This is a genomic window from Streptomyces zingiberis, assembly GCF_012034935.1.
GTDB classification, from domain to species: domain Bacteria; phylum Actinomycetota; class Actinomycetes; order Streptomycetales; family Streptomycetaceae; genus Streptomyces; species Streptomyces zingiberis.
Genome location: NZ_JAATEN010000018.1, coordinates 13,184 through 33,789 on the forward strand (window position 1 = coordinate 13,184; position 20,606 = coordinate 33,789).

15 protein-coding genes are annotated in these 20,606 nt (G+C 75.0%); 11 read left to right on the forward strand and 4 right to left on the reverse strand.

Annotation, left to right across the window (positions count from 1 at the left end; genetic code table 11):
* Positions 1–376: 376 nt before the first annotated feature.
* The 5 genes from HCK00_RS20275 (at position 377) to pcaDC (ending at position 6,326) form a co-directional block, all read left to right on the forward strand.
* Entirely contained in the window at positions 377–898 is a 522-nt protein-coding gene (locus HCK00_RS20275) for a hypothetical protein (RefSeq protein ID WP_311765408.1), read from the forward strand.
* A 330-nt stretch (positions 899–1,228) separates the two neighbouring features.
* Positions 1,229–2,662, forward strand: coding sequence for a hemolysin family protein (locus tag HCK00_RS20280; protein WP_168103443.1), 1,434 nt, complete (start codon positions 1,229–1,231; stop codon positions 2,660–2,662).
* Complete coding sequence (locus tag HCK00_RS20285) at positions 2,659–3,678, forward strand: hemolysin family protein (protein ID WP_168103444.1); 1,020 nt, start codon at positions 2,659–2,661, stop codon at positions 3,676–3,678. The genes HCK00_RS20280 and HCK00_RS20285 overlap by 4 nt, the downstream gene beginning before the upstream one ends.
* Before the next feature lie 156 nt (positions 3,679–3,834).
* Positions 3,835–4,800, forward strand: coding sequence for an ion transporter (locus tag HCK00_RS20290; protein ID WP_168103445.1), 966 nt, complete (start codon positions 3,835–3,837; stop codon positions 4,798–4,800).
* Positions 4,801–5,036: 236 nt separating this feature from the next.
* A complete protein-coding gene (gene pcaDC / locus HCK00_RS20295; protein ID WP_168103446.1) occupies positions 5,037–6,326 on the forward strand; it encodes a bifunctional 3-oxoadipate enol-lactonase/4-carboxymuconolactone decarboxylase PcaDC in 1,290 nt (429 codons plus the stop codon).
* Positions 6,327–6,543: 217 nt separating this feature from the next.
* On the opposite strand, the gene HCK00_RS20300 is transcribed toward pcaDC, so the two are convergent.
* Complete coding sequence (locus HCK00_RS20300) at positions 6,544–8,283, reverse strand: cellulase family glycosylhydrolase (protein WP_168103447.1); 1,740 nt, start codon at positions 8,281–8,283, stop codon at positions 6,544–6,546.
* Positions 8,284–8,824: 541 nt separating this feature from the next.
* Here HCK00_RS20300 and HCK00_RS20305 point away from each other — a divergent pair.
* Together HCK00_RS20305 and HCK00_RS20310 are read left to right on the forward strand one after the other, a co-directional pair.
* Positions 8,825–9,514, forward strand: coding sequence for an MBL fold metallo-hydrolase (locus HCK00_RS20305; RefSeq protein WP_168103448.1), 690 nt, complete (start codon positions 8,825–8,827; stop codon positions 9,512–9,514).
* 138 nt (positions 9,515–9,652) lie between these two features.
* Positions 9,653–10,432: an exodeoxyribonuclease III gene (locus tag HCK00_RS20310; protein WP_168103449.1), complete on the forward strand. Its 780-nt coding sequence runs from the start codon at positions 9,653–9,655 to the stop codon at positions 10,430–10,432.
* A 55-nt stretch (positions 10,433–10,487) separates the two neighbouring features.
* Here the strand turns inward: HCK00_RS20310 and HCK00_RS20315 are convergent, their stop codons facing one another.
* Entirely contained in the window at positions 10,488–12,332 is a 1,845-nt protein-coding gene (locus HCK00_RS20315) for an SGNH/GDSL hydrolase family protein (protein ID WP_168103450.1), read from the reverse strand.
* Here HCK00_RS20315 and HCK00_RS28215 point away from each other — a divergent pair.
* Together HCK00_RS28215 and HCK00_RS20320 are read left to right on the forward strand one after the other, a co-directional pair.
* The gene (locus HCK00_RS28215) at positions 12,271–12,402 is read left to right on the forward strand and encodes a hypothetical protein (RefSeq protein WP_277348272.1); all 132 of its coding nucleotides are present in this window, start codon (positions 12,271–12,273) and stop codon (positions 12,400–12,402) included. The genes HCK00_RS20315 and HCK00_RS28215 overlap by 62 nt on opposite strands.
* A gap of 331 nt (positions 12,403–12,733) precedes the next feature.
* The gene (locus HCK00_RS20320; protein ID WP_168103451.1) at positions 12,734–13,240 is read left to right on the forward strand and encodes a DUF6278 family protein; all 507 of its coding nucleotides are present in this window, start codon (positions 12,734–12,736) and stop codon (positions 13,238–13,240) included.
* A 145-nt stretch (positions 13,241–13,385) separates the two neighbouring features.
* Here the strand turns inward: HCK00_RS20320 and HCK00_RS20325 are convergent, their stop codons facing one another.
* Together HCK00_RS20325 and HCK00_RS20330 are read right to left on the reverse strand one after the other, a co-directional pair.
* Positions 13,386–15,089 carry an alpha/beta fold hydrolase gene (locus HCK00_RS20325; protein WP_168103452.1) on the reverse strand — a complete coding sequence of 568 codons (1,704 nt, stop codon included), beginning with the start codon at positions 15,087–15,089 and terminating at the stop codon, positions 13,386–13,388.
* 201 nt (positions 15,090–15,290) lie between these two features.
* Positions 15,291–16,052 (reverse strand): hypothetical protein, encoded by a 762-nt coding sequence (locus tag HCK00_RS20330; protein ID WP_168103453.1) that lies wholly within the window; start codon positions 16,050–16,052, stop codon positions 15,291–15,293.
* A gap of 322 nt (positions 16,053–16,374) precedes the next feature.
* On the opposite strand from HCK00_RS20330, the gene HCK00_RS20335 reads away from it, so the two are divergent.
* Both HCK00_RS20335 and HCK00_RS20340 read left to right on the forward strand, forming a co-directional pair.
* Positions 16,375–18,324 (forward strand): gamma-glutamyltransferase family protein, encoded by a 1,950-nt coding sequence (locus tag HCK00_RS20335; protein ID WP_168103454.1) that lies wholly within the window; start codon positions 16,375–16,377, stop codon positions 18,322–18,324.
* A 222-nt stretch (positions 18,325–18,546) separates the two neighbouring features.
* Positions 18,547–20,553 carry a hypothetical protein gene (locus HCK00_RS20340; RefSeq protein WP_168103455.1) on the forward strand — a complete coding sequence of 669 codons (2,007 nt, stop codon included), beginning with the start codon at positions 18,547–18,549 and terminating at the stop codon, positions 20,551–20,553.
* Positions 20,554–20,606: the final 53 nt, after the last annotated feature.

Genomic DNA, 20,606 nt, shown 5'->3' on the forward strand with positions numbered 1-20,606 from the left:
GGACCACGGGCCCGGCGGGCAGCACGGCCCCGGGGCCGGAGCCGGACCGGGCCCCGGAGCCGGACCGGGCCCCGGAGCCGGACCGGGCGAGCCGCCGGCCGGGCCGCGGCACGCGCCCTCCGGTGAGACGCGCCCCGTGCCGTCCGGTGGCGCGTCCGGTTCTCCGCCGGCCGGCGCGGCGGGACGTGAGCCGTCCGCCGGCGCGGCGCGCGGCGCGGGACGTCCCACGGGAAACGTCCCGGAGAGCGGCCCGGAGAGCGGCCCGGAGAGCGGCCCGGGAGGAACCAAGCGGCCGCGTTCCTCCTGGAGGGAGCGCTCGCACTCCTCGTGGAAGCACCCGAGCAACCGCCGCCGCCTCTTCATCCTCTGCGTCATCGTGCTGCTCATCGGCATCCCCACCGGTTACATCGTGATCTCCGCGGAGCAGAGCCGGGACAGTGGCCGGGACAAGCAGGCGCGGGCCGCCGCCACCGGACTCACGTTCGAGTGGCCCCCCCGGGTCACCCGCCGCATCTACGAGGTGCCGATCACCGGCTACTCCGCCGACGTGGCGTGGTACGAGACCAACAGCTGGGAGACGAGCAAGCTCTACGTCCAGTTCACGACCTCGCCGGGCGGGCTCGACCTCTTCCTCGGCCGGATCGGTGCCGTCCGCGGTGACCTCCGCGAGGGCACCGTGCCCGTCGCGGACGAGGATGCCGCCCAGGTCGGCTGGCGGCTCGGCGCCGGGCATCCTTCCGGTTCCTCCCACGCGGTGAGCACCGCCCCCACGGCCCGCGCGGACTGGTCCGGGCTGGTGCTCGACCACCCGGGGCCCCGGCCGCGGCTCGAGATCGCCGTGGACCGCAGCAACCCCGAACACCCCATGGTCTACGTCGTCTCCACCGTGAAGCTCTGAACCGGGCCGGCGGCCCGGTGGCCCGCGCCGGCCGCGGTCCCGTGCGGCCCCGGTGCGGCCGGGCCGCGCGGACCCACGGGACCTCGCGGAACCAGGGGCCGTTCGCCTCCCCGCACGCTTCTACGGGCCTGTAGAGTCCCGTTCGAGGGTACGGGCGCCGGACGCCCGGTGGACAGCCGGCCGGCCGGTGTGGCCGGCCCTTGTCCTGCGCCCCTTCCCCTTTCGGAGGAGTACCTTGTCCGCCAGTCCGACGGACCCCCCGGGGCACAGTCCCCGACCACCCCGCCAGGCTTCCCGGCCTGAGCACGGCACACGGCGGGGTGGTGTTCGTTGAGTGCCGTCGCGGGCCTGCTGGCCGTCTTCGTGCTGACCGCCGGCACCGGCTACTTCGTCGCCCAGGAGTTCGCGTACGTCTCCGCCGACCGCCTCGCCCTGGCCCGGGAGGCCGAGGCGGGGGACAAGAAGGCCGCCCGCGCCCTGAAGGTGCTGGAGCGGCTGTCGTTCATGCTCTCCGGCGCCCAGCTGGGCATCACCGTGACCGGTCTGGTCGTCGGATTCATCGCCGAGCCCTCGGTCTCCGCGCTGCTCCGGCCCGTGCTCTCCGGTGCGGGGGTCCCCGGGGCGGCGGTGAGCGGCATCGCCGTCGTGCTGGCCTTCGTCCTGGCCACGGTCGTGCAGATGGTACTGGGTGAACTGGCGCCGAAGAACCTGGCCATCGCGGTGCCGGAACGCCTGGCCAAGTCGTTGGCCGGTTCCACGCTGGCGTATCTGAAGGTGGTGGGCCCGCTGGTGCGCGTCTTCGACGGGGCGGCGAACAGGCTGCTGCGCAAGGCCGGTATCGAGCCGGTGGAGGAGCTGCACCACGGCGCGACCCTGGAGGAACTGGGGCACCTGATCAGCGAGTCCCACGAACAGGGCGGGCTGCCGCGGGAGACGGCGGCCCTGCTCGACCACGCCCTGGAGTTCTCCGACCGGACCCTGGACGAGGTGATGGTCCCGCGCGCCGACGCGGTCTTCCTCCGCGAGGACGCGACCGCCGAGGAGACCGTCGGCCTGATAGCCCGGCACGGCCACTCCAGCTACCCGGTGCTCGGCGAGCACCCGGACGACCTGGTCGGTGTGGTCGGTGTACGGGAGCTGACCGGGCTGCCCGCCGGCCGGCTCACGGCCACGACGGCCGGCGCGCTCGCCCGCCGCCCCCTGCTGCTGCCCGACACCCTGCCGCTGCCGGAAGCGGTGAAACAGATGAGGGAGCGCGACGACGAGTTCGCCGTGGTCCTCGACGAGCACGGCGGCGTGGCGGGCGTCGTCACCTACGAGGACATCGCCGAGGAACTGGTCGGCGACATCGCCGACGAGTCCGACACCGTCACCGAGACCGCGGTGGCGGACGGCGGTGGCTGGCTGGTGGACGCCGGACGGCGCCTGGACGAGGTGGCCGCCGCGACCGGCGTCCACCTTCCGGAGGAAGAGGACTACGACACCGTGGCGGGCCTGATCGTGGACCGGCTGGGGCGCTTCCCGGCCATCGGCGACCGCCTCACCGTGGAACTGACCGGTGCGGACGGCGCGCACCCAGGAGATCACGCGCGGATCGAGGTCCGCACGCTCGACCGGCATGTGCCGGACCGGGTGCGCCTGGAGCGGGTGGCCGCGTCCGGCGGCGATCCCGGCACCGGACGTGCTGAGGACGGGACGGGACGTGACCGCGAGGCGGAACGCGGGCCCCGGGCCGGACGCGACCGTGAGGAGGGACGGAAGTGAGTTTCCCGATGGCACTCCTCGTCACCGTGCTGCTGCTGATCGGCAGCGGGTTCTTCGTGGCCGCCGAGTTCGCCCTGGTCGCGGCCAAGCGGCACCGGATGGAGAAGGCCGCCGCCGAGGGGCGCCGCGGCGCCGGGGCGGCGCTCGCCGGAATGCGCGAGCTGTCCCTGATGCTGGCGGGCGCGCAGCTCGGCATCACCGTGTGCACCCTGGGCCTGGGGTCGGTGTCCAAGCCGGCGATCTCCCACGAACTCGACCCGCTGCTGCACCGGCTGGGCCTGCCCGCCGCGCTCAGTTACGGTGTGGCGTTCGCCGTGGCCATGGTGGCCGTGGTCTTCCTGCACATGGTGGTGGGCGAGATGGCGCCCAAGTCCTGGGCCATCGCGCGCCCGGAGCGCGCGGCGATGCTGCTGTCCCCGCCCTTCCGTGCGGTGGTCACGGTGGTGCGCCCGCTGATCCGGGTGCTGAACGCGCTGAGCAACGCCCTGGTCCGGCTCTGCCGGGTCACCCCGCGCGACGAGCTCCCCTCCGTCCACAACCGCGAGCAGCTCACCCACCTCGTGGCGGAGTCGGAACGGCTGGGACTGATCAGCAAGGACGACTCCGAGCTGATCACCAATTCACTCACCGAACCGCAGACCCCGGTGGGTGACCTCCAGATCCCGGCCGGCCGGATCATCTCGGTGCCGGCCGGGGCGGGCCTCGACGAGTTGCTCGCCACGGCGGCCGAGCACGACCGCAGCCGCCTGCTGGTGCGGGACGGCCCGCTGGTCGTCGGCTCGGTCCACGCCCGGGACGCGCTGGTCGCCCGCGGCCGGGGGCGCACCGTCACCGCGCGGGAACTCGCCTGCCCGGTACCGGAGCTGACCGTCGGTGACACGGTCGGTCACGCCATCGAGCAGCTCCGGCGGCGCCGGGCCTCCCTCGCCGTCGTCCGCGACGGCCAGGGGCGTCTCACCGGCCTGGTCACCCTGGACGACCTGCTGGCGCGCCTGCTGCACCCGCAGCCGGCGTGACAGAATCCCCTCAGGGCGCGCTCCCGCGGTCCCCGGGCTTCGGCCCCGGTGGAGCGGGGGCGTGCCCGTGCGGAACGGCCGGCGTCCGGAAGGCGGGCGGGGTCGTCACGGAACGGAACAGAGCGCTGTGAAGCGTGGAAAGACTGAGCATCCCCGATGATCGACGACGGGACCACACGCTTACCCCTCCGTCATGCCCTGGCCGCGCACTGCCGCGCCGTGACCGGGACACGCCGGTTCGCCGTCGGCGTCTTCGCCCTCATCCTGGCCAACGCCCTCGTCCTCGGCGTGGAGACCTACTCAGGGGTGGTCCACCGCTGGCACGACGAGCTGAAGCTGCTCGAGTACGGCCTTCTCGCCGCGTTCACGGCCGAGATTCTCCTGCGCGCCGGCGCCTGCGCGGACCGGCCGAGGGAGTATTTCCGCGATCCGTGGAACCTCTTCGACGCCGCCGTGGTCCTCTGCGCCTACCTGCCCTTCGTGCGGGAGAACGTCGTCGTGCTGCGGCTGCTGAGACTGGCCCGCGTCCTGCGCGCGGCCCGCTTCATGCCGCAACTGCGGGTCGTGCTGGTGGCGGTGGCCCGCAGTCTGCCCGGCACGGTGACGTTCCTGATGGTGGGCGCGGTCCTGCTGTACGTGTACGCGATGGCGGGCTGGGTCCTCTTCGCCGAGGAGGCACCCGAACACTACGGCTCCATCGGCCGTGCCGTCCTCACGCTCTGCTTCCTGATGATCCTGGAGGATCTGGGGGACATCGTCCGCGAGGGCCTGGAGATCTCCCGCTGGAGCGTCCTCTACCACGGCTCCTTCGTCCTTCTCGCCTCCTTCGTCCTGGTCAACGTCCTCATCGGGGTCGTCATCAGCTCCCTCGACGAGGCCCGTGAGCTGGAGGGGCACGAGGAGCAGCGGGGCGGCGAGCGCGCCGGCGTCCCGGCCGGGAGGGCGCCCGGCCCGGAGGCACCGTTCGCCGGCGAGGTGCACGAACAGGAGGTGCGGCTCCGGATCGCCCTGGCACGCCGGGCCCTCGACGATCTGGAGGAGAGCCTGGAGCGCCGCCCGCTGCCCGGCGAGCCCGTACCGGGGGACCGCGCTCCGTCCGCTTCGGGGGCCCCGATGCCGTGAGAGACCGGTGCTCCGCCCCGGCCCCGTGGCCCGGGCCGCCGGCCCGTCGGCCTGCCGGCCCGCCTCCGCGTACGACCGGGCCGGGCCACTCGGGCGTGCGCGCCGCGGGGGAGCGGCCTTCCGGCCGTGCCGTCCCGGCTGCCGGAAATCTCCATACTTCCTCCACGACGTGGGCGGCTTGCGGGGGCTCCCGCCCCAGGGACGGCGGAAAACGTGAGATGTGAGAACGTACGGGCGTGAGTGAGACACCGGCGAAGACCCTTCAGTACCGCGTCGACGGGCGGGAAGACGCTCCCGTCCTGGTCCTGGGTCCCGCACTCGGCACCACCTGGCACATGTGGGACCGCCAGGTCCCCGCGCTCAGCGGGCACTGGCGCGTCATCCGCTTCGACCTGCCCGGTCACGGCGGTGCTCCCGCCCACGCCGCGGGCTCCGTGCCCGCCCTCGCCGACTGCCTGCTGGCCACCCTGGACGAGCTGGGCGTGGACCGGTTCGGCTACGCGGGCTGTTCCCTCGGCGGGGCCATCGGCGCCGATCTGGCGCTCCGCAGCCCGGAGCGGATCGTCTCGCTCGCCCTCGTCTCCGCCGCCGCCCGCTTCGGCACCGCCGACGAGCACCGGCAGCGCGGTGTCATCGTCCGCACCAACGGACTGGAGCCGGTGGCACGCTCCGCGCCCGAGCAGTGGTTCACCCCGGCCTTCGCGGCCGCGCAGCCCGCGATCACCGAATGGTCCGTCCAGATGGTGCGCACCACCGATCCGGGCTGTTACATCGCCGCCTGTGAGGCGCTCGCCACCTTTGACGTGCGGGAGCGACTCGGCCGGATCACCGTGCCGACCCTGGTGCTCGCCGGCTCCGAGGACCGGGTCACCTCGCCCGCCGACGCGCGTGTCCTGGTCGCCGGCATACCGGACGCGCGGCTCGCCCTCGTGCCCGGCACGTCCCATCTGGCGCCCGTCGAGCAGCCCGCCGCCGTCACCGACCTCCTCGTCCGCCACTTCACCAGCACCTGGAGGGGCGCCGGGGCCACCCCCGCCCCCCTGGTCTCCGCCGCGGGCCGGTCCGCCGCCCTCACCACCCCCGCCCACGGTCCCGTCGCCGAGATCGCCCCGCCCGAGATCCCCGCCGAGGCCCCGGCCGGCCGTCCCGACCCGTACGAGCCGGGCATGAAGGTCCGCCGTGAGGTGCTCGGCGACGCCCATGTGGACCGGGCGCTCGAGACCACCGACGATTTCACCGCCGACTTCCAGGAGTTCATCACCCGCTACGCCTGGGGCGAGGTGTGGACCCGGACCGGTATCGACCGCCGCACCCGCAGCGTCATCACCCTCACCGCCCTGGTCGCCGGCGGGCACCTGGACGAACTGGCCTTCCACACCCGCGCCGCGCTCCGCAACGGCCTGACGCCGGCGGAGATCAAGGAAGTCCTGCTCCAGACGGCCGTCTACTGCGGTGTTCCGGCGGCGAACGCGGCCTTCAAGGTCGCCCGGGACGTCATCCAGCAGGAGACGACCCCGCCGGCGTGACCCGCCGCCCCTGCCGTTCCCGCGGGAAGCCGGGCCCCCGGTGCGGACGTCCCGAGGGCGCGTCCGGCGAACGCGGTGGGGCCGGTGGCCGGACCGGCCCGTGCCGGGCGCGGTCCGGCCACCGGCCCCGGATACCGGACGAGCCGGTCAGGTGGCCGGCCGGTCAGCCGGTCAGGTGCTCAGCCGGCGGCCAGGTGGCCAGGTGGCCAGGTGCTGATCAGGCCGTGGTCCCGGTGACCGATGAACCCGACTTGGTGACGTGGTACCGCACCGTCGTGCCGCTCCAGTAGTGGAAGGTGAGCGTGACCCGGGCACCGTCGCGGACCTCGGCGAAGAAGTCGGAGGTCAGCTTGGTGGTGCCGGCGGCGTAGTCCGGGGCGAAGGTGCGGCCGAACTCCTTGTAGGAGGTCCAGTCGTGCGGCCCGGCGAAGCTGCCGTCGTCGTACGTGGCCTCCATCGTCGCGATCTGGTCGCCGCGGAACTCCGTGGGGATGGCGAAGCCGCTCGTCGTCCCGGAGGTGTTCCGCAGGATCGGCGGGTCGTAGGTGACGAGGCCGATCCGCCAGGGCACACCCGCCGAGAAGTGCGCCGACAGCGTGGCGTTGGTGCCGTAGGCCCGCGCGCCGCTCAGCCGGCTGATGGTGGCGGCCTTGAGGGTGAGCCGGTCGCCCGAGAGGGTGTAGTCCGTGCCCCGCGTGAGGGTGGTGGTGCCGTGCCGGAGCGCGCTGAACGACGTGCCGTTGAGGTTCAGTGTGAGCGTCTTGTCGGTGACGGCCGCCGAACGGGAGCTGAACACCTGGTCGGACGACGCGGTTCCGGAGCGGGTGGTCCAGCTCGACTTGATCTGGGCGAAGAAGTCCGGGTCGTTCCACCGGAAGGCGGTGCGCTGGAAGTGCTGGCCGTTGTCCCAGAGCATCGTGGTGATCTTCTTGGTGCGGGTGACGTACCCGAGGTACTCGAAGAACTTGAGCATCTCACCGCGCTGGATGGTTCCGGTGGCGAGGTCGAAGCCGAGCAGCCCGTACTCGCCGAGGATCACCGGGATGCCCTTGGCGACGAAGGTGTTGTGGACCCGGGTGAACGCGTCGGTCACGTCCTGCTGCGCGGTGGCGTCGAAGCGGTAGCCGCCCGCGACGTTCACACTGAACGGCCAGTACCCGTAGTAGTGCACCGTCGCCACCAGGTTGGGGTCGTTCAGCCTGCTGAAGGTGGCGGTCAGTTCATCCAGACGGGCCTGGTCGGACGAGGTGTAGACGGTCGGCAGGACGAGCAGGCGGCTGGAGTTGTTGCCGCCGGACTGCCGCACGATGCGGTGGAAGGAGCTGTTCAGCTCGTTCAGCAGCTCGGCGTTCTGGGCGTCCCCCGAACTGTTGGTGAACTGCGGTTCGTTGACGCTCTCGAAGAGCAGCTTGCCCGAGTGGTTCCGGAAGGTGTTCGCCAGCTGCGTCCAGATGGCGTTGTAGCGGGCGAGCACCCCGGACCGGTCGGAGGGCATGGCCGCCATCCACTCCCAGGAGTCGTGGTGGATATTGATCATGACGTGGAAGCCGTCCGCCAGCGCCCAGTCCACCACCTCCTTCACCCGGTTCAGGTAGGCCGGCTCGATGGTGTAGCCGGGTGCGCCACCCTGGTGGTGCCCCCAGGTCACGGGGATGCGGATGCTCCTGAAGCCCTGCGCCCGGATGTTGTCGAGCAGTTCGGGGGTGATCCGCGGGTTGCCCCAGGAAGTCTCGTCGCTGCCCGTGGCGTCGAGCGAGTTGCCGAGGTTCCACCCCGGCTGCATCGCGGCCACCTCACTCATCGCGTCCCGGGGTGCCGCGGCGCCGCCCGGGGCGGCCGCCACCGCGGGGACGCCGGTGACCAGCAGGGCCAGCCCGGCGAGCAGGATGACGGCACCTCCGGCCAGTGAGCGGGCCCACCGCGCGAATACTCCTGTGCCCTCGCGTAATCCGGCCATGACGCTCCTCGGAATGTTGGTCCGCCCATGCGGCGGAACGGTCGGAACGGAACTGAGCGGGAACTCGGCCGGTGGGCGGGGGAAGGGCCGAACGCCTCCGCGGAGCGGCGGTCATGGTCCGTGGGCGGGCCGCTCCGCCGCGTGATGGTGGCAGCGGAGGTACGGCCTCCGCAAGGGCCGGGACAAGGGCCGGCCGGCCTTCCGGAAGCGTCAATCGGACGTCCCGGGCTCAACCCAGACGTTCGACCGGAGCGTTCGACGGGGCCCGGATCGTCGAACGGCATTCGACGGCCGGCGGCGCCGGTTCCCGCCGCCGGTGGTGCCGGTCCGGCGGGCGGCCCGCCGGGGCCGGGCGGAGGGACACGGCGGGGGAGCCGCCGGTGCGGGCCCGCACCGGCGGCGTACCGTACCCGCGGTACGCACCGTGTTCGCCGGACCCCCGTCGCCGCCCCCGTCGCCGTCGTGGAGGCCGGTGAAGTCCGGCAGACAGCAGACAGCAGACAGCAGAACAGACCGCAGCAGCACACACGAGGAGCGCCACGTGGAGTCGAACACGCCGACAGGTCCCGGTGAGCCGGGAGAGCCCACGAGGCTCACGAAGAAGGGCCACGCCTGCGTCCGGCTGGAGAAGGCGGGCCGGACCCTCGTCATCGACCCGGGAGGTTTCAGCGAGCCGGACGCCGCGGTGGGCGCCGAGGCGGTGCTCGTCACCCACGAGCACCCCGACCACTTCGCCGAGGACCGGCTGCGGGCGGCCCTGGAGGCCGACCCGGCCACGGAGATCTGGACCCTGGAGAGCGTCGCCCGCCAGCTCACCGCCGCCTTCCCGGGGCGGGTGCACACGGTCGGGAACGGTGACACCTTCGAGGCCGCGGGGTTCGAGGTGGAGGTGCACGGGGAGCTGCACGCCGTGATCCACCCGGACCTCCCGCGGATCACCAACGTCGGATATCTGCTGGACGGTTCGGTCTTCCACCCCGGGGACGCGCTGACCGTGCCGGGCCGGCCCGTCGACACGCTGCTGCTGCCCGTCCACGCCCCCTGGAACAAGATCGCCGAGATCGTCGACTACCTCCGTGAGGTCCGGCCCCGGCGGGCGGTGGACGTCCACGACGGCCTCCTCTCCGAGCAGGCGCGACCGGTCTACGACCGGATGCTCGGCCCGGACGGCCCGGGGGTGGCGGGCGCGGATCACGAGCGGCTGGCCCCGGGCGCGGCGCTCACCCTGTAGGCCCGGGCACCGCGGCGGCGCCCGGTCCCGTCCCGCCCGGTCCCGTCCCGCGCCCGGCCGGTCCCGTCCCGCGCCCGGCCGGTCCCGGGCGGGCGCGGGCGGGCACGGGCTGTCCGTGGCGGCGGGTAGATTCGGGCCATGCGCATCGCCACCTGGAACGTCAATTCGATCACCGCCCGGCTGCCGCGGGTGCTGGCCTGGCTGGAGGGCAGCGGGACGGACGTGCTGTGCCTCCAGGAGACCAAGTGCACCGACGAGCAGTTCCCGCGTGAGGCGCTGCGGGAGCTGGGGTACGACTCCGCGGTCCTCGCGGACGGCCGGTGGAACGGCGTCGCCGTGGTCTCCCGGGTGGGCCTGGACGACGTCGCCCCGGGCCTGCCCGCGGACCCGGGGTACGACGGCCGTACGGAGCCGCGCGCCATAGCGGCCACCTGCGGCCCGGTGCGCGTCCGGTCGGTCTACGTCCCCAACGGCCGCGAGGTCGGCCACCCCCACTACGCCTACAAGCTGGGCTGGCTGGAGGCGCTGCGCGAGGCCGTCGCGGAGGACGCCGCGGGGGAGCGCCCGTTCGCGGTCCTCGGTGACTACAACGTCGCCCCCACCGACGAGGACGTCTGGGACCGCTCCCTCTTCGAGGGCGCCACGCACGTCACCGGCGAGGAGCGCGCGGCGCTGGCCGCCCTGCGCGGGACGGGGCTGACGGACGTGGTGCCCCGCCCGCTCAAGTACGACCACCCGTACACCTACTGGGACTACCGCCAGCTCTGCTTCCCCAAGAACCGGGGGATGCGGATCGATCTCGTCTACGGCAACGCGGCCTTCGCCGCCGGGGTCGCGGACGCCTACGTCGACCGCGAGGAGCGCAAGGGCAAGGGCGCCTCGGACCACGCCCCGGTCGTGGTGGACCTGGACGTCTGAGCGAGCCGGCGGCGGGTGCCGGCCGGTGGACCCCCGTCCGGGGGCGGCGCGGGTCTCAGCGGTGGCCCCCGCCCGCCAGCAGCCGCAGGTCGACGGCCTCGGCCAGCGCCCGCAGCCCCGCGTCGCCGGGGTGCAGTCCGTCACCGCTGTCGTAGGCGGGCAGCATCCGCTCGGGGTGCTCCGGGTCGGCCAGGGCCCGGTCGGCGTCGACCAGGGCGTCGAACGGGCCGCCGTCCGCCCGGGTGCCGTGCTCCCGCAGATAGGTGTTGACGGCGGTGCGCCGCGCCTCCACCTCGGGGGTGCAGTCCGGGTAGCCGCCGCACGGGGTCAGCGTCATGGCGACGGTGCGCACGCCCCGGGCGCGCGAGCGCTCGGCGATGGCCCGCAGCCCGTCGACGACCTCCTCCGGCGGGGTCTTCCAGCGGACGTCGTTGATGCCCTCGAAGACGAGCAGGGCGCGGACGTTCGTCTGGGCGAACACGTCCCGTTCCAGCCGGTGCTGGGCGCTCGTCCCCGCGGTGTCCGTGTCGACGCCCTCGCCGGGGTAGCGGTCGGTGACGATCCGGTTCGCCGAGAGACCCTGGTTGAGCACCCCGTACCGGTCCACCTCCGCCTGCTGCCGGAGCCGTTCGGCGAGGACGTCGGGCCAGCGGCGGTTGGCGTCCTCCGTCGAGTGGTTGCCGTCGGTGATGGAGTCGCCGAGTGTGACCACGGATCCGGCGCCGCCGCCCACGTCCACGCCGGTGAGGAAGGGGTAGGTGGTGAGTGAGCCGGTCCAGGCCCCGGCGTCGGTGTCGCCGGTGCGGTCCCCGCTGTGCTGGGCGCTGAGGTAGGAACGCTGTAGCGCCTTGCTGTGCACCGGGGCCGCCGTCACCGTCTCCGGCAGATGGAAGCTGACCAGCAGGTTCGTCCCCCCGGAGACGGGGAACGGGAGGGGGTCGCTCCACTGCTGGGTGCCCGCCGGGATCTCCGTCCCGCGGTGACCGCCGAAGGTGAGCGGCACCGGGGCGCCCTGAGGCTCGGCGCCGTCCCGCTGGAGCGCGACCGACGCGGCGCCGATCCGCACCGGCCGGTCCGCGAAGGTGTTGTCCAGCCGCACCCGGACCCGGGGCCCGCCCGCGCCGGCGTGCACCACCAGCCGCAGCGTCCGGTCGGTCCACGGGCCGACCTCGGTGTAACCGCCGACGGCCCGGGACCAGCTCCCCGTCCAGTCCGTGTCCGGGGTGCGCGCCGACACGGCGAACACGTGCAGATCCGTCCGCGGCCCGGGGTCCCGGGGGAGGGTGAGCGAGGAGACGGCCCGGCCGCGCGCGGCGGGGACGGTCACCGCGTACAGCCGGGCTTTCGCGGCCAGCGGGCCGTCGGGCGTGTTGACGCGCGGCAGGGTGAGGGCGCGGGTGGCGGCCGGACCCTCCCGCCAGTCGGGGGCGGTGAGGGTGTAGGTGCTGCGGGAGCCGTCGCGGTAGCGGATGACGCCGGTGCCGCTCGCCTCCCCACCCGTGGCGGCCACCAGGAAGGTGATCGCCCCGCCGCCGGTGAGCCGGACGGACTGGCCGTCGGCCCGGACGTTGTCCGGCCGGCCCGGTGCCGAGTGCGGCCAGGTCAGCCGGGCCGCGTCCAGGCCGAGGACACGTCCCGGCGTCCAGCCGGCGGCCCGCAGGGCGCCTGAGGAGAGGGAGTTCCCGGAGCCGTCGAAATCCGCGCCCGCCGGGTCCGCGTCCTCGCTGACCGCCCGGTTGTCGAACAGCTGATGGAGGGGGCGGGGAGGGCCGCCGGCCGGGGACGGGCCCGTCGCCGCCGCCAGTGCGGGGGTGCCCAGCGCGGTCAGGGAGAGCGAGGTGGCCAGCACCGTTCCCCAGCGTCCCAGACGTGCGGCACGGCTTCCCCGTGACCTCGGCATCGATGACCAACCCCATCTGCTCGGCGGCGGTGAGAACTACGGCGGCGGGACGGCGCCGGGGCGGCGGTGAGGCGTACCGCGGTGACGTCGACGGTGATCGTGGGGAGACCGGTGCCCCCGCGAGGGCGGCGACGGCGGGTACGGCACCACAGGACGGCAACGGCAGGCACGGCGGCGACGGCGGCAGGAGCGGCGGCATGGGCGGCGGCAGGGATGACGGCAGCGGTCACGGCGCCCGCACCGGTCCTCCCGGAGGCGGGCGTGTGGACGCGTGGCAGCCATGGGACAGGGACCGGGTGACGCCCCGGGGAGACCAGGATGACATCGGTGCGAACAATCGGCCAGACGGAGACCGCGCGCCGTGTAGCGGGCGGGTGACGGCGGGTGTCACGCTGATTGGTATGGACATCCCTTTTCTTGCCGGATGGCGCAGGCGCCGGGAGACCGGCGGCGGAACGGCGTTACGGGGCCCCGGGGTGAGCTCGGGGACCGGCAGCGGGAACGGGGACGGGGACGACGGCGGCCGGGCCGCCGGCCAGGTGGGCGAGGGCGGCGACGGGCTGGACGAACTCCTCGCGGAGTGCGAGCTGTTGCGGGCCCGGGCGGAGGCGGCCGGTGTCGGGCTCGACGGCAGCCCCGGCTCCCTGTCCGCGCTGGACCAGATCCCGCCGCGCTGGCGCGAGGATCCCGAGGAACTCTCCCAGCTGGGCAATGACGCCGGTCTCTACCTCGGAACGGTCCTGGTCCGCACGGTGCCCGGTGCCCGCTGGCATCTGTGGCCGGACGTGGGGCCGATGGTGCGGCTGCCGTCGGGCCGCGAGCTGGACGTGGTCCGCGCCGGGACGGACTGGGCGGCGACCGGGGTGCCGGAACTGTCGCAGCTCTACGCGGAGGCGGCGGAGACCTGAGCGGACCGCGCCGCCCGGGCGGGCGCGCCGGCCGCCCCGGTCCGCCGTCCGTCCGGGTCGGTACGCGGCGCGGCCACCGCGCACCGGCCCCGGCGCCGGTCTGCCGCCCTTCCCTCCCGTGGCGGCCGTTTCTCCCACCGCCCGGTCACTCCCGGAACGGCACCGAGACATGGGACGGGTCGCCCGCGGGGGAGGAGAAGGTGAGGCGGGCGCCGCTGGGGTTGTGCTCGGCGTAGAGGGGGTCCACGGAGTCGATCACGAGGGCCAGCCGGTGGCCCGCCGGCACGTCGTACGCCGTGGCGTACAGCTCCAGGTCCACCGGGAACGGGACGCCGGGCGTGCGGTCGTGGAAGGTGACGGGCGCGTGGGTGACGAGCCGGCCGACGCCCAGCGGGCCCACGTCGTAGAGGTGGGCGACGGCCGTGCCGCTGGACTTGTTCCCCGTCACCGTGGTGTGCAGGGTCACGGCGCCCCGGATGCGGCGTTCGGCGCGGTAGCGCTCCGACTGCCAGACGGCGGCGAGGGAGCGGGGCAGCAGCGGGACGGAGACCGCTGGCGGCAGCTTGAGGAACTGGTCGAGCGCGCCGGAGAGCAGGACCGTTCCGCCGTTGGCCCCGGAGTCCAGGTTGGTGTTGATCTCCCGGGTCGCGCTCAGCGGGACGCGCTCCGTCTTCGCGGCGACGGACTTCCAGTCCGGGTAGCTCTCGTCACCGCCGCCCGAGCGGGAGACGAGACGCACCGGCGCCTCGCGGTCGACCCCGTTGGCCTCGCCTTTCAGGTGGTGGTCCAGCCAGCGGCGGGTGCTGGTCCAGGTGTCGTTGTCCAGTCCGAGCAGGCCGCCCGCCTCGGGGGTGGCGTGGTCGCCGGGCCGGAATTCCAGGCGCTTGTCCACCGTCAGCCGCTCGAAGAAGTCGGCGTACTGGTTGGGTGGGAAGATCGAGTCACCCCAGGCGTTGCCGAGCATGATCGCGGCACCGTTGGCGTTGATCCGGTCGGCGTAGGTGGCGGGTGAGCGTGTCCGCCCCCACTCGATCATGGCCGCCTCGCGGGAGAGGTCCGAGGAGAAGAAGCCGTCCAGCACGGCGGTGAGTTCGTCCCCGGGGCGGCCGGTCAGATGGCCGGCGCCGGTGAGCATCGCCGCCGCCTGGAGGTGCTGGGTCCGGCCGCTGTAGATGGCGCCGACCAGATCGGCCCAGCCGCTCAGCGCGGCGACGGCCTTGATCCGGTCGTCGAACGCGGCGGCCAGCAGGCTGATGCCGGCTCCGTAGGACACCCCGGCCATGCCGATCGCGCCGGGGTCGGCGGGCGTGTGGGCCAGGGCCCAGTCGATGACGGCGGAGGCGTCCCCGAGATCCTCGGCCCCCGCGACCTCGATCTCGCCCCCCGACTGCCAGAAGCCCCGGGAGTTGTAGCTCAGCACCACATAGCCGGTGTCCGCCAGTTTCCGGGCCTGCGCCAGGTACTCGACCTGGGGCACCGCCCAGCTCGTGGGCAGGACGACGAGGGGCAGCCGCCGGGACCCGTCGTGGCCCGAGGGCGTGACGACGTTGGCGGCGAGCTCGGTCCCGCCGTGCCCGGGGATCCGGACGAAGCGGACGGAGGCGGATGCGGATGTGGGGGCGGAGGCGGTGGCCGGGGAGACCGCGGGCGCGGCGGCCGTACCGCCGGGATCGCCGGCGACGGTGACCGCGCTGACCGCGGTGGATGCGGGGGCGGCTGCGGGGGCGGCGGCCCCGGCCGCCTGCGCGGCGGACGCGGGGGCGAGCCCGAGGGCGGTGGAGGCGAGCACGGTGGCCGAGGCCAGGCCGGCGGTGGAGGCACGCAGGGGCTTACGGCGAGGGTGTCCCATGGGGGTCAGCTCCTGACATCGGTGCCGGGCGGGTGGGGACCGGCACGCGGACGTGCGGAAGTGACCCGACGGTAACCTCTGCGTCTTACCGCGGGTAATGGTCCGGTCGGTCAAGCGTCGGTAACGATGGCGGTGGCCCGCCGGTGGCGCCGGGGACGGTGCGAGCCCGTCCCCCGGCCCGCGGGGTGGCGCCGGCCGTGCTCAGGTGCCGCTCGCCGCGCGGCGGGCGGTGCGGGGGCCCGGCGGGGCCGGGGCGGGGGAGGTCGCGGCCTCGGTGACGTCCGCGACGAGCTCCACCAGGTCCGGGCCGTACGCCTGGGAGTTGACCACTTTCAGCAGCAGGACGAAGGTGCGGTCGCCGTGCGTGCGGGCCAGCCGGGTGTGATGGCGCGCCAGATAGCGGACGGCCGCCTGGTTGGCGATCGAGTGCTGGCCGCTGGCGAGGAACACCGGCCGCTTCCCCTCCCCGGCGGTGAGCCGCGCCACGAGGACGTACTCGGTGCGGCCCGGCTCCCAGCGGTACTGCTCGGTGCCGATCCGGAACATGCCGCGGTCCGGGCCCGGTTCGGGATCGGTGGTGACCTGGACGCCCGGCAGCATCGAGAACAGGTGGGCGGCCATCCGGTGGTTCGAGACCGGGCCGCCGATGCAGAACTCCGTCCGTTCGCCGAAGCCCTGCTGGGCGGCGTCATGGGGGACGATCTGCGCGTGGGCCTCGCAGTCCTTGATGAGCGCCGCCAGTTCCAGCAGGGCGAAGACGTCGCGGCGGGCGACCGTCCAGTCGCTCGCCCCCGCCGAGCGGTTGACGACCAGCAGGCACTCGGCGTTCGTCGGCAGCCCGAAGAAGCGCTGCTTGCGGCGGAGACCGCGGCGCCACAGATAGGTCCGGGCCAGCCAGCCGAGGGAGGCGCTGACGCCGGTGCCGAACACCCCGAGGACCAGGTTGCGCACGTCGTCGTTCATGCCGGGGGATCGTAGCGGGGCCGGGCACTTCTGTTCGAGAGGGGTGAGGGCGCGCGAGGGCGGGGAGGCCCGCGGCCCCCTCCGGTCGGCGACGCCGTGAGACGGAGCCGGCGGCCCTGCGCGGCCCCGGCCGGGCGCGGGGACGGCGCCACCGTGCCCGCGCGTGGCGTACTGACGGCGGTGGCGCCACGCGGTTAGGCTGCCGCGAACCACCCTTCGGGGGAGCGCCGTTGAGGTCGCGCGGGTGGGTGAGGGCCTCGTGCCTGCGCCGGCCCGCCGGCCCGCCGCCGTGCCCCGCGCCGCCGTGCCGATGGAGGTCCGCATGACCCGTCCCGCCGTACGGAGCCTGTCGCTGCTCACCGCCGTCGCCGCCGTGCTGTCCCTCACGGCCGCCGCCCCGCCGGCGGCTCCGCGGCATCCCGGCGCCGTACCCGCCGCGGCCGGTACGGCCGGGCCCGGTACCGCGCCACCCGTCGGGGCGCCGCCTCCCAAGACACCCGTGGCGGTGGGCCGCGGCGGCGCCGTCTCCAGCGTCGACGCGGACGCCTCGGCCGCGGGCCTGGAGATCCTGCGGCGCGGCGGCAACGCCGTGGACGCGGCCGTGGCGACCGCCGCCGCCCTCGGCGTCACCGAGCCGTACTCGGCGGGTGTCGGCGGCGGAGGCTACTTCGTCCACTACGACGCGAAGCACCGTACGGTGCGCACGATCGACGGCCGCGAGACCGCGCCGCGCACCGCCGACGAACGCCTCTTCCTCGGCGAGGACGGCAAGCCGATCCCCTTCGACGAGGCCGTCACCAGCGGGCTCTCCGTCGGCACCCCGGGGACGCCCGCCACCTGGGACGCCGCACTGAGCGCCTGGGGCAGCAAGTCCCTGCGCGAGGTGCTGCGTCCCGCCCAGCGCATCGCTCGGCAGGGCTTCACCGTCGACGAGACGTTTCGGCAGCAGACCGCCGACAACGCCGACCGCTTCCGGGACTTCCCGGCCTCCGCCGAGCTGTTCCTGCCGGGCGGGGAACCGCCCGCCGTCGGCTCCACCCTTCGCAATCCCGATCTCGCCCGCACCTACGAGCTGCTGGCGCGCGGTGGCGGCCGGGCGCTGTACCAGGGCGAACTGGCCCGGGACATCGTCGGCACCGTGCGCCGTCCCCCGGTCCGCGCCGGCGCCGGCCGCACCCCCCGCCCAGGTGATCTGACCACCGCCGACCTGCGGGACTACCGCACCAAGCGGCAGGCGTCCGTCGCCACCTCCTACCGGGGGCTGGACGTGCACGGGATGGCGCCGTCCTCCTCGGGCGGCACCACGGTCGCCGAGGCGCTCAACATCCTGGAGAGCACGGGCCCGCGCCGCACCGCCGGCGAGCACCGAACCGGTGCGGCCGACGGCCCGCGGAGCGCCGGCGGCACCGCTCGCGACGGCGGCGCCGGCCATCTGCACCGGCTGATCGAGGCGAGCCGGCTCGCCTTCGCCGACCGCGGCCGCTGGGTCGGCGACCCGGCGTTCAACGACGTGCCGGCCCGCGAGCTGGTGTCCCAGCGGTTCGCCGACTCCCGCGCCTGCCTGATCCGCGAGGACGCGGCGCTCACCAGCCCGGTGGCGCCCGGCGATCCCCGGAACCCGGCCGCCTGCGGTACCTCCGGCGCCCCGGCGCCCACCCCTTACGAGGGCGAGTCCACCACCCATCTGACCACGGCCGACCGCTGGGGCAACGTCGTCGCCTACACGCTCACCATCGAGCAGACCGGGGGCAGCGGCATCACCGTCCCCGGCCGCGGCTTCCTCCTCAACAACGAGCTGACGGACTTCTCCTTCACGCCCGCCGCGGCCGGTGTCCCCGACCCCAACCTGCCCGGCCCGGGCAAGCGGCCGCGCTCCTCGATGTCCCCGACGATCGTCCTGGACGAGCAGCGCCGGCCGGTGGTGGCACTGGGCTCGCCCGGCGGCTCCACCATCATCACCACCGTGCTGCAGACCCTGACCAACCATCTGGACCGGGGAATGCCGCTGGCCGACGCCATCGCGGCGCCGCGCGTCAGCCAGCGCAACACCGAGACCACCCAGATGGAACCCGGACTCTGGGACGATCCCGCGCGGCAGCGGCTGGAAGCCCTCGGCCACCGCTTCACCCGCACCCCGGAGATCGGCGCGGTCACGGGAGTGCAGCGGCTGCCCGGGGGGAAGTGGCTCGCCGCGGCCGAGACCGAACGGCGCGGCGGCGGCTCCGCGATGGCGCTGGACGGCGGGGCGCCCGGGCACGGGCACGGCCGCTGACGGGGGAGCGGTGCCGCCGGCCGGAGGCGAGGGGAGAAGCCAGGGGAGAAGGGGGAACGGACGCACGGGCGCCCGGCGGAGCAGCCGACGGCCGGGAGGGGCGGACGGGGGCCGGTCCCCGTCCGCCCGGCCCTGCGGCCACCCGTCCGCGCATCCGGAGGAAAAACGTCCGTAGCCTCGCGGCCACCCCGCGCGTAACACACGGGGTGTCCAATGCCACCGATGCCGACGGAGGCCGCGGCACCGCCCGTGGCCCGGAGGGAGGCGGTGGTGGAGGTCGGGCAACCCCAACCCTCGCCCGGCCTGGGCGAGTTCGGGCGGCTGATCGCCGATGTGACCGGCGCGCTGGACCCGGAGAGCGGCTGGTACGGGGTCTTTCTGCGGCGCGACCCCGAAGCCCTCGCCGCCTGCGCCGACGGCCGCGCGCTGCTGCCGTGGGACGTGACCGAGGCGCTGCTCCAGGATGTCGCGGCGTTCTACGGCGCAGAAGCCGCCGACGGGGCGTACACGCGGCTGCGCGTCGCCTACCGGGCGGCCACCGCGGTGCACGACGCCCGGCCCGACGGCCGGAGCGAGCTGCTGGAGCGCCTGGCCGCGGCGTACCGCGAACGGCGGTTCGCGATGGTGGCGCGACGGAGGCTCGCGGCGGCCCGTGCGGTGGAGCGGGCCCCCGCCGAGCGCGCCCGCCTCGCCGCGGAACTCGCCTGGGCGGACGACGACCTGGGCCGCGCCTCGGCCCGCTGCGCCGAGTACCGCGCCCGGCTCGGCGCCCTGGAGGTCATGGACGCGTGGGTCACCCCGGGCGCCCCGGGCCCGGCGCCCGCACCACAGGGGGCGGCGGGGGCCGGGTGCGGGACGGCGGACGGACCCGGGGCCGTGCCCCGAGCCGCCCCCGTGCCCGCTCCGGTGGACTCCCCGCGCGATCCGGTGGACCCCGGGCGCGATCCGGTGGACCCCGTGCCCGGTCCGGTGGCCTCTGTGCCCGGGGCCACGGCAGAGCGCGACACCCCGTCCGGGACCGCTCCTGGGCGCGGGCGCGGGCCCGGTGACCCGGAGAAGGAGGGGCGTGACGCCCGGCCCCGTGACACATTCCGGGACGTGCCTCCGTACCGGGCCCGTGAGGCGGCGGATACGCCGCCCCGTCCCGTAGACCCCGCACCGGTCTCCGCTGCCGAGCCCCGCCCCGGGACGGCGGCCATGCCCGGGACCGCGGCCGAGGCCCCGGCCGGGACCGGTGCCCCGGCCGGAGCCGAGGTCACGTCCGGAACCGAAGCCGGGGCCCTTGCCGAAGCCGGGGCCGGGGCCGAAACCGCAGCCACCGCCGGGGTGGCCCTGCGAGCGGTCCCCGGCGCGGAGACCGGTGCAGGTGCAGAGGCAGGTGCAGAGGCAGGTGCAGGGGCGGGTGCAGGAGCAGGGGCAGGGGCCGCCGGGGCCTGTTCGGCCGCGCCGCCGGCCGGTGCCGCGGCAGAGCGGAGGAGGGGCCGCCCCCGCGGCGCCCGCTTCGCCGGGCTGGAGATCGACGCGGCCCCGCACCCCGCCGTCGTCCCGCCGCCGGCGGCCCCCGCCGGCGTCTCGGCGGCGGGCGGTTCACCGGCACCGCGCGGTGCGCGGTTCGCGGGCGCCTACGGGGGCGGCGGTGAGGCCGACGGAGACGGTGACCGCGCCGCTCGTGAGCGCGAGGCCCTCGCCTCCGCCCGCACCCACGCGGCCGAGACGGCGCGACGCCTGCGCGAGCTGCGCGGAGCCCGGCGCCACGGTGAGGCGTACGCGCTGCTGTGCGAAGCCGTCTCCGGGGCGCCGGCGCGGCTGCCGCTGCTGGCGGAGGCGCTGGAGCGGACGGGCCTGTCGTCCGAGGTGCCCACCGTGCTGTGGGAGGCGGGCGCGCTGCCGCCCTCCTCCGTGGCCACGGCCGCGGGGGCGCTCGCCGACGCGGGGCGCCCCGGCGACTGCCGCACGCTCCTCGCCCAGTGCGCCGGCCGGCCCACCGCCGAGGTGGCGGACACCGCGATCGCCCTGCGCACCGCGGGGCGCGACGACGAGACCAGGGCACTGTTCGGCGGCGTGCTCCGGGCGCGCACGGACCAGGACGCGGCCACGGTCGCCAAGGCCGACCCGGGAAGCCTGGTCCGCCCGCTCCTGGAGGCGGCGTCCCGCTCGCCGCATCGCTACGCGAACCTCGCCCACGTCCTGCGCGGCGCGGGCCTCCCGGGCGTTCCCGACACGGCATGACGGCACCACGGGATGACGGCACGACAGCAGAGATGCGTGCGGGGGGTGGGCGG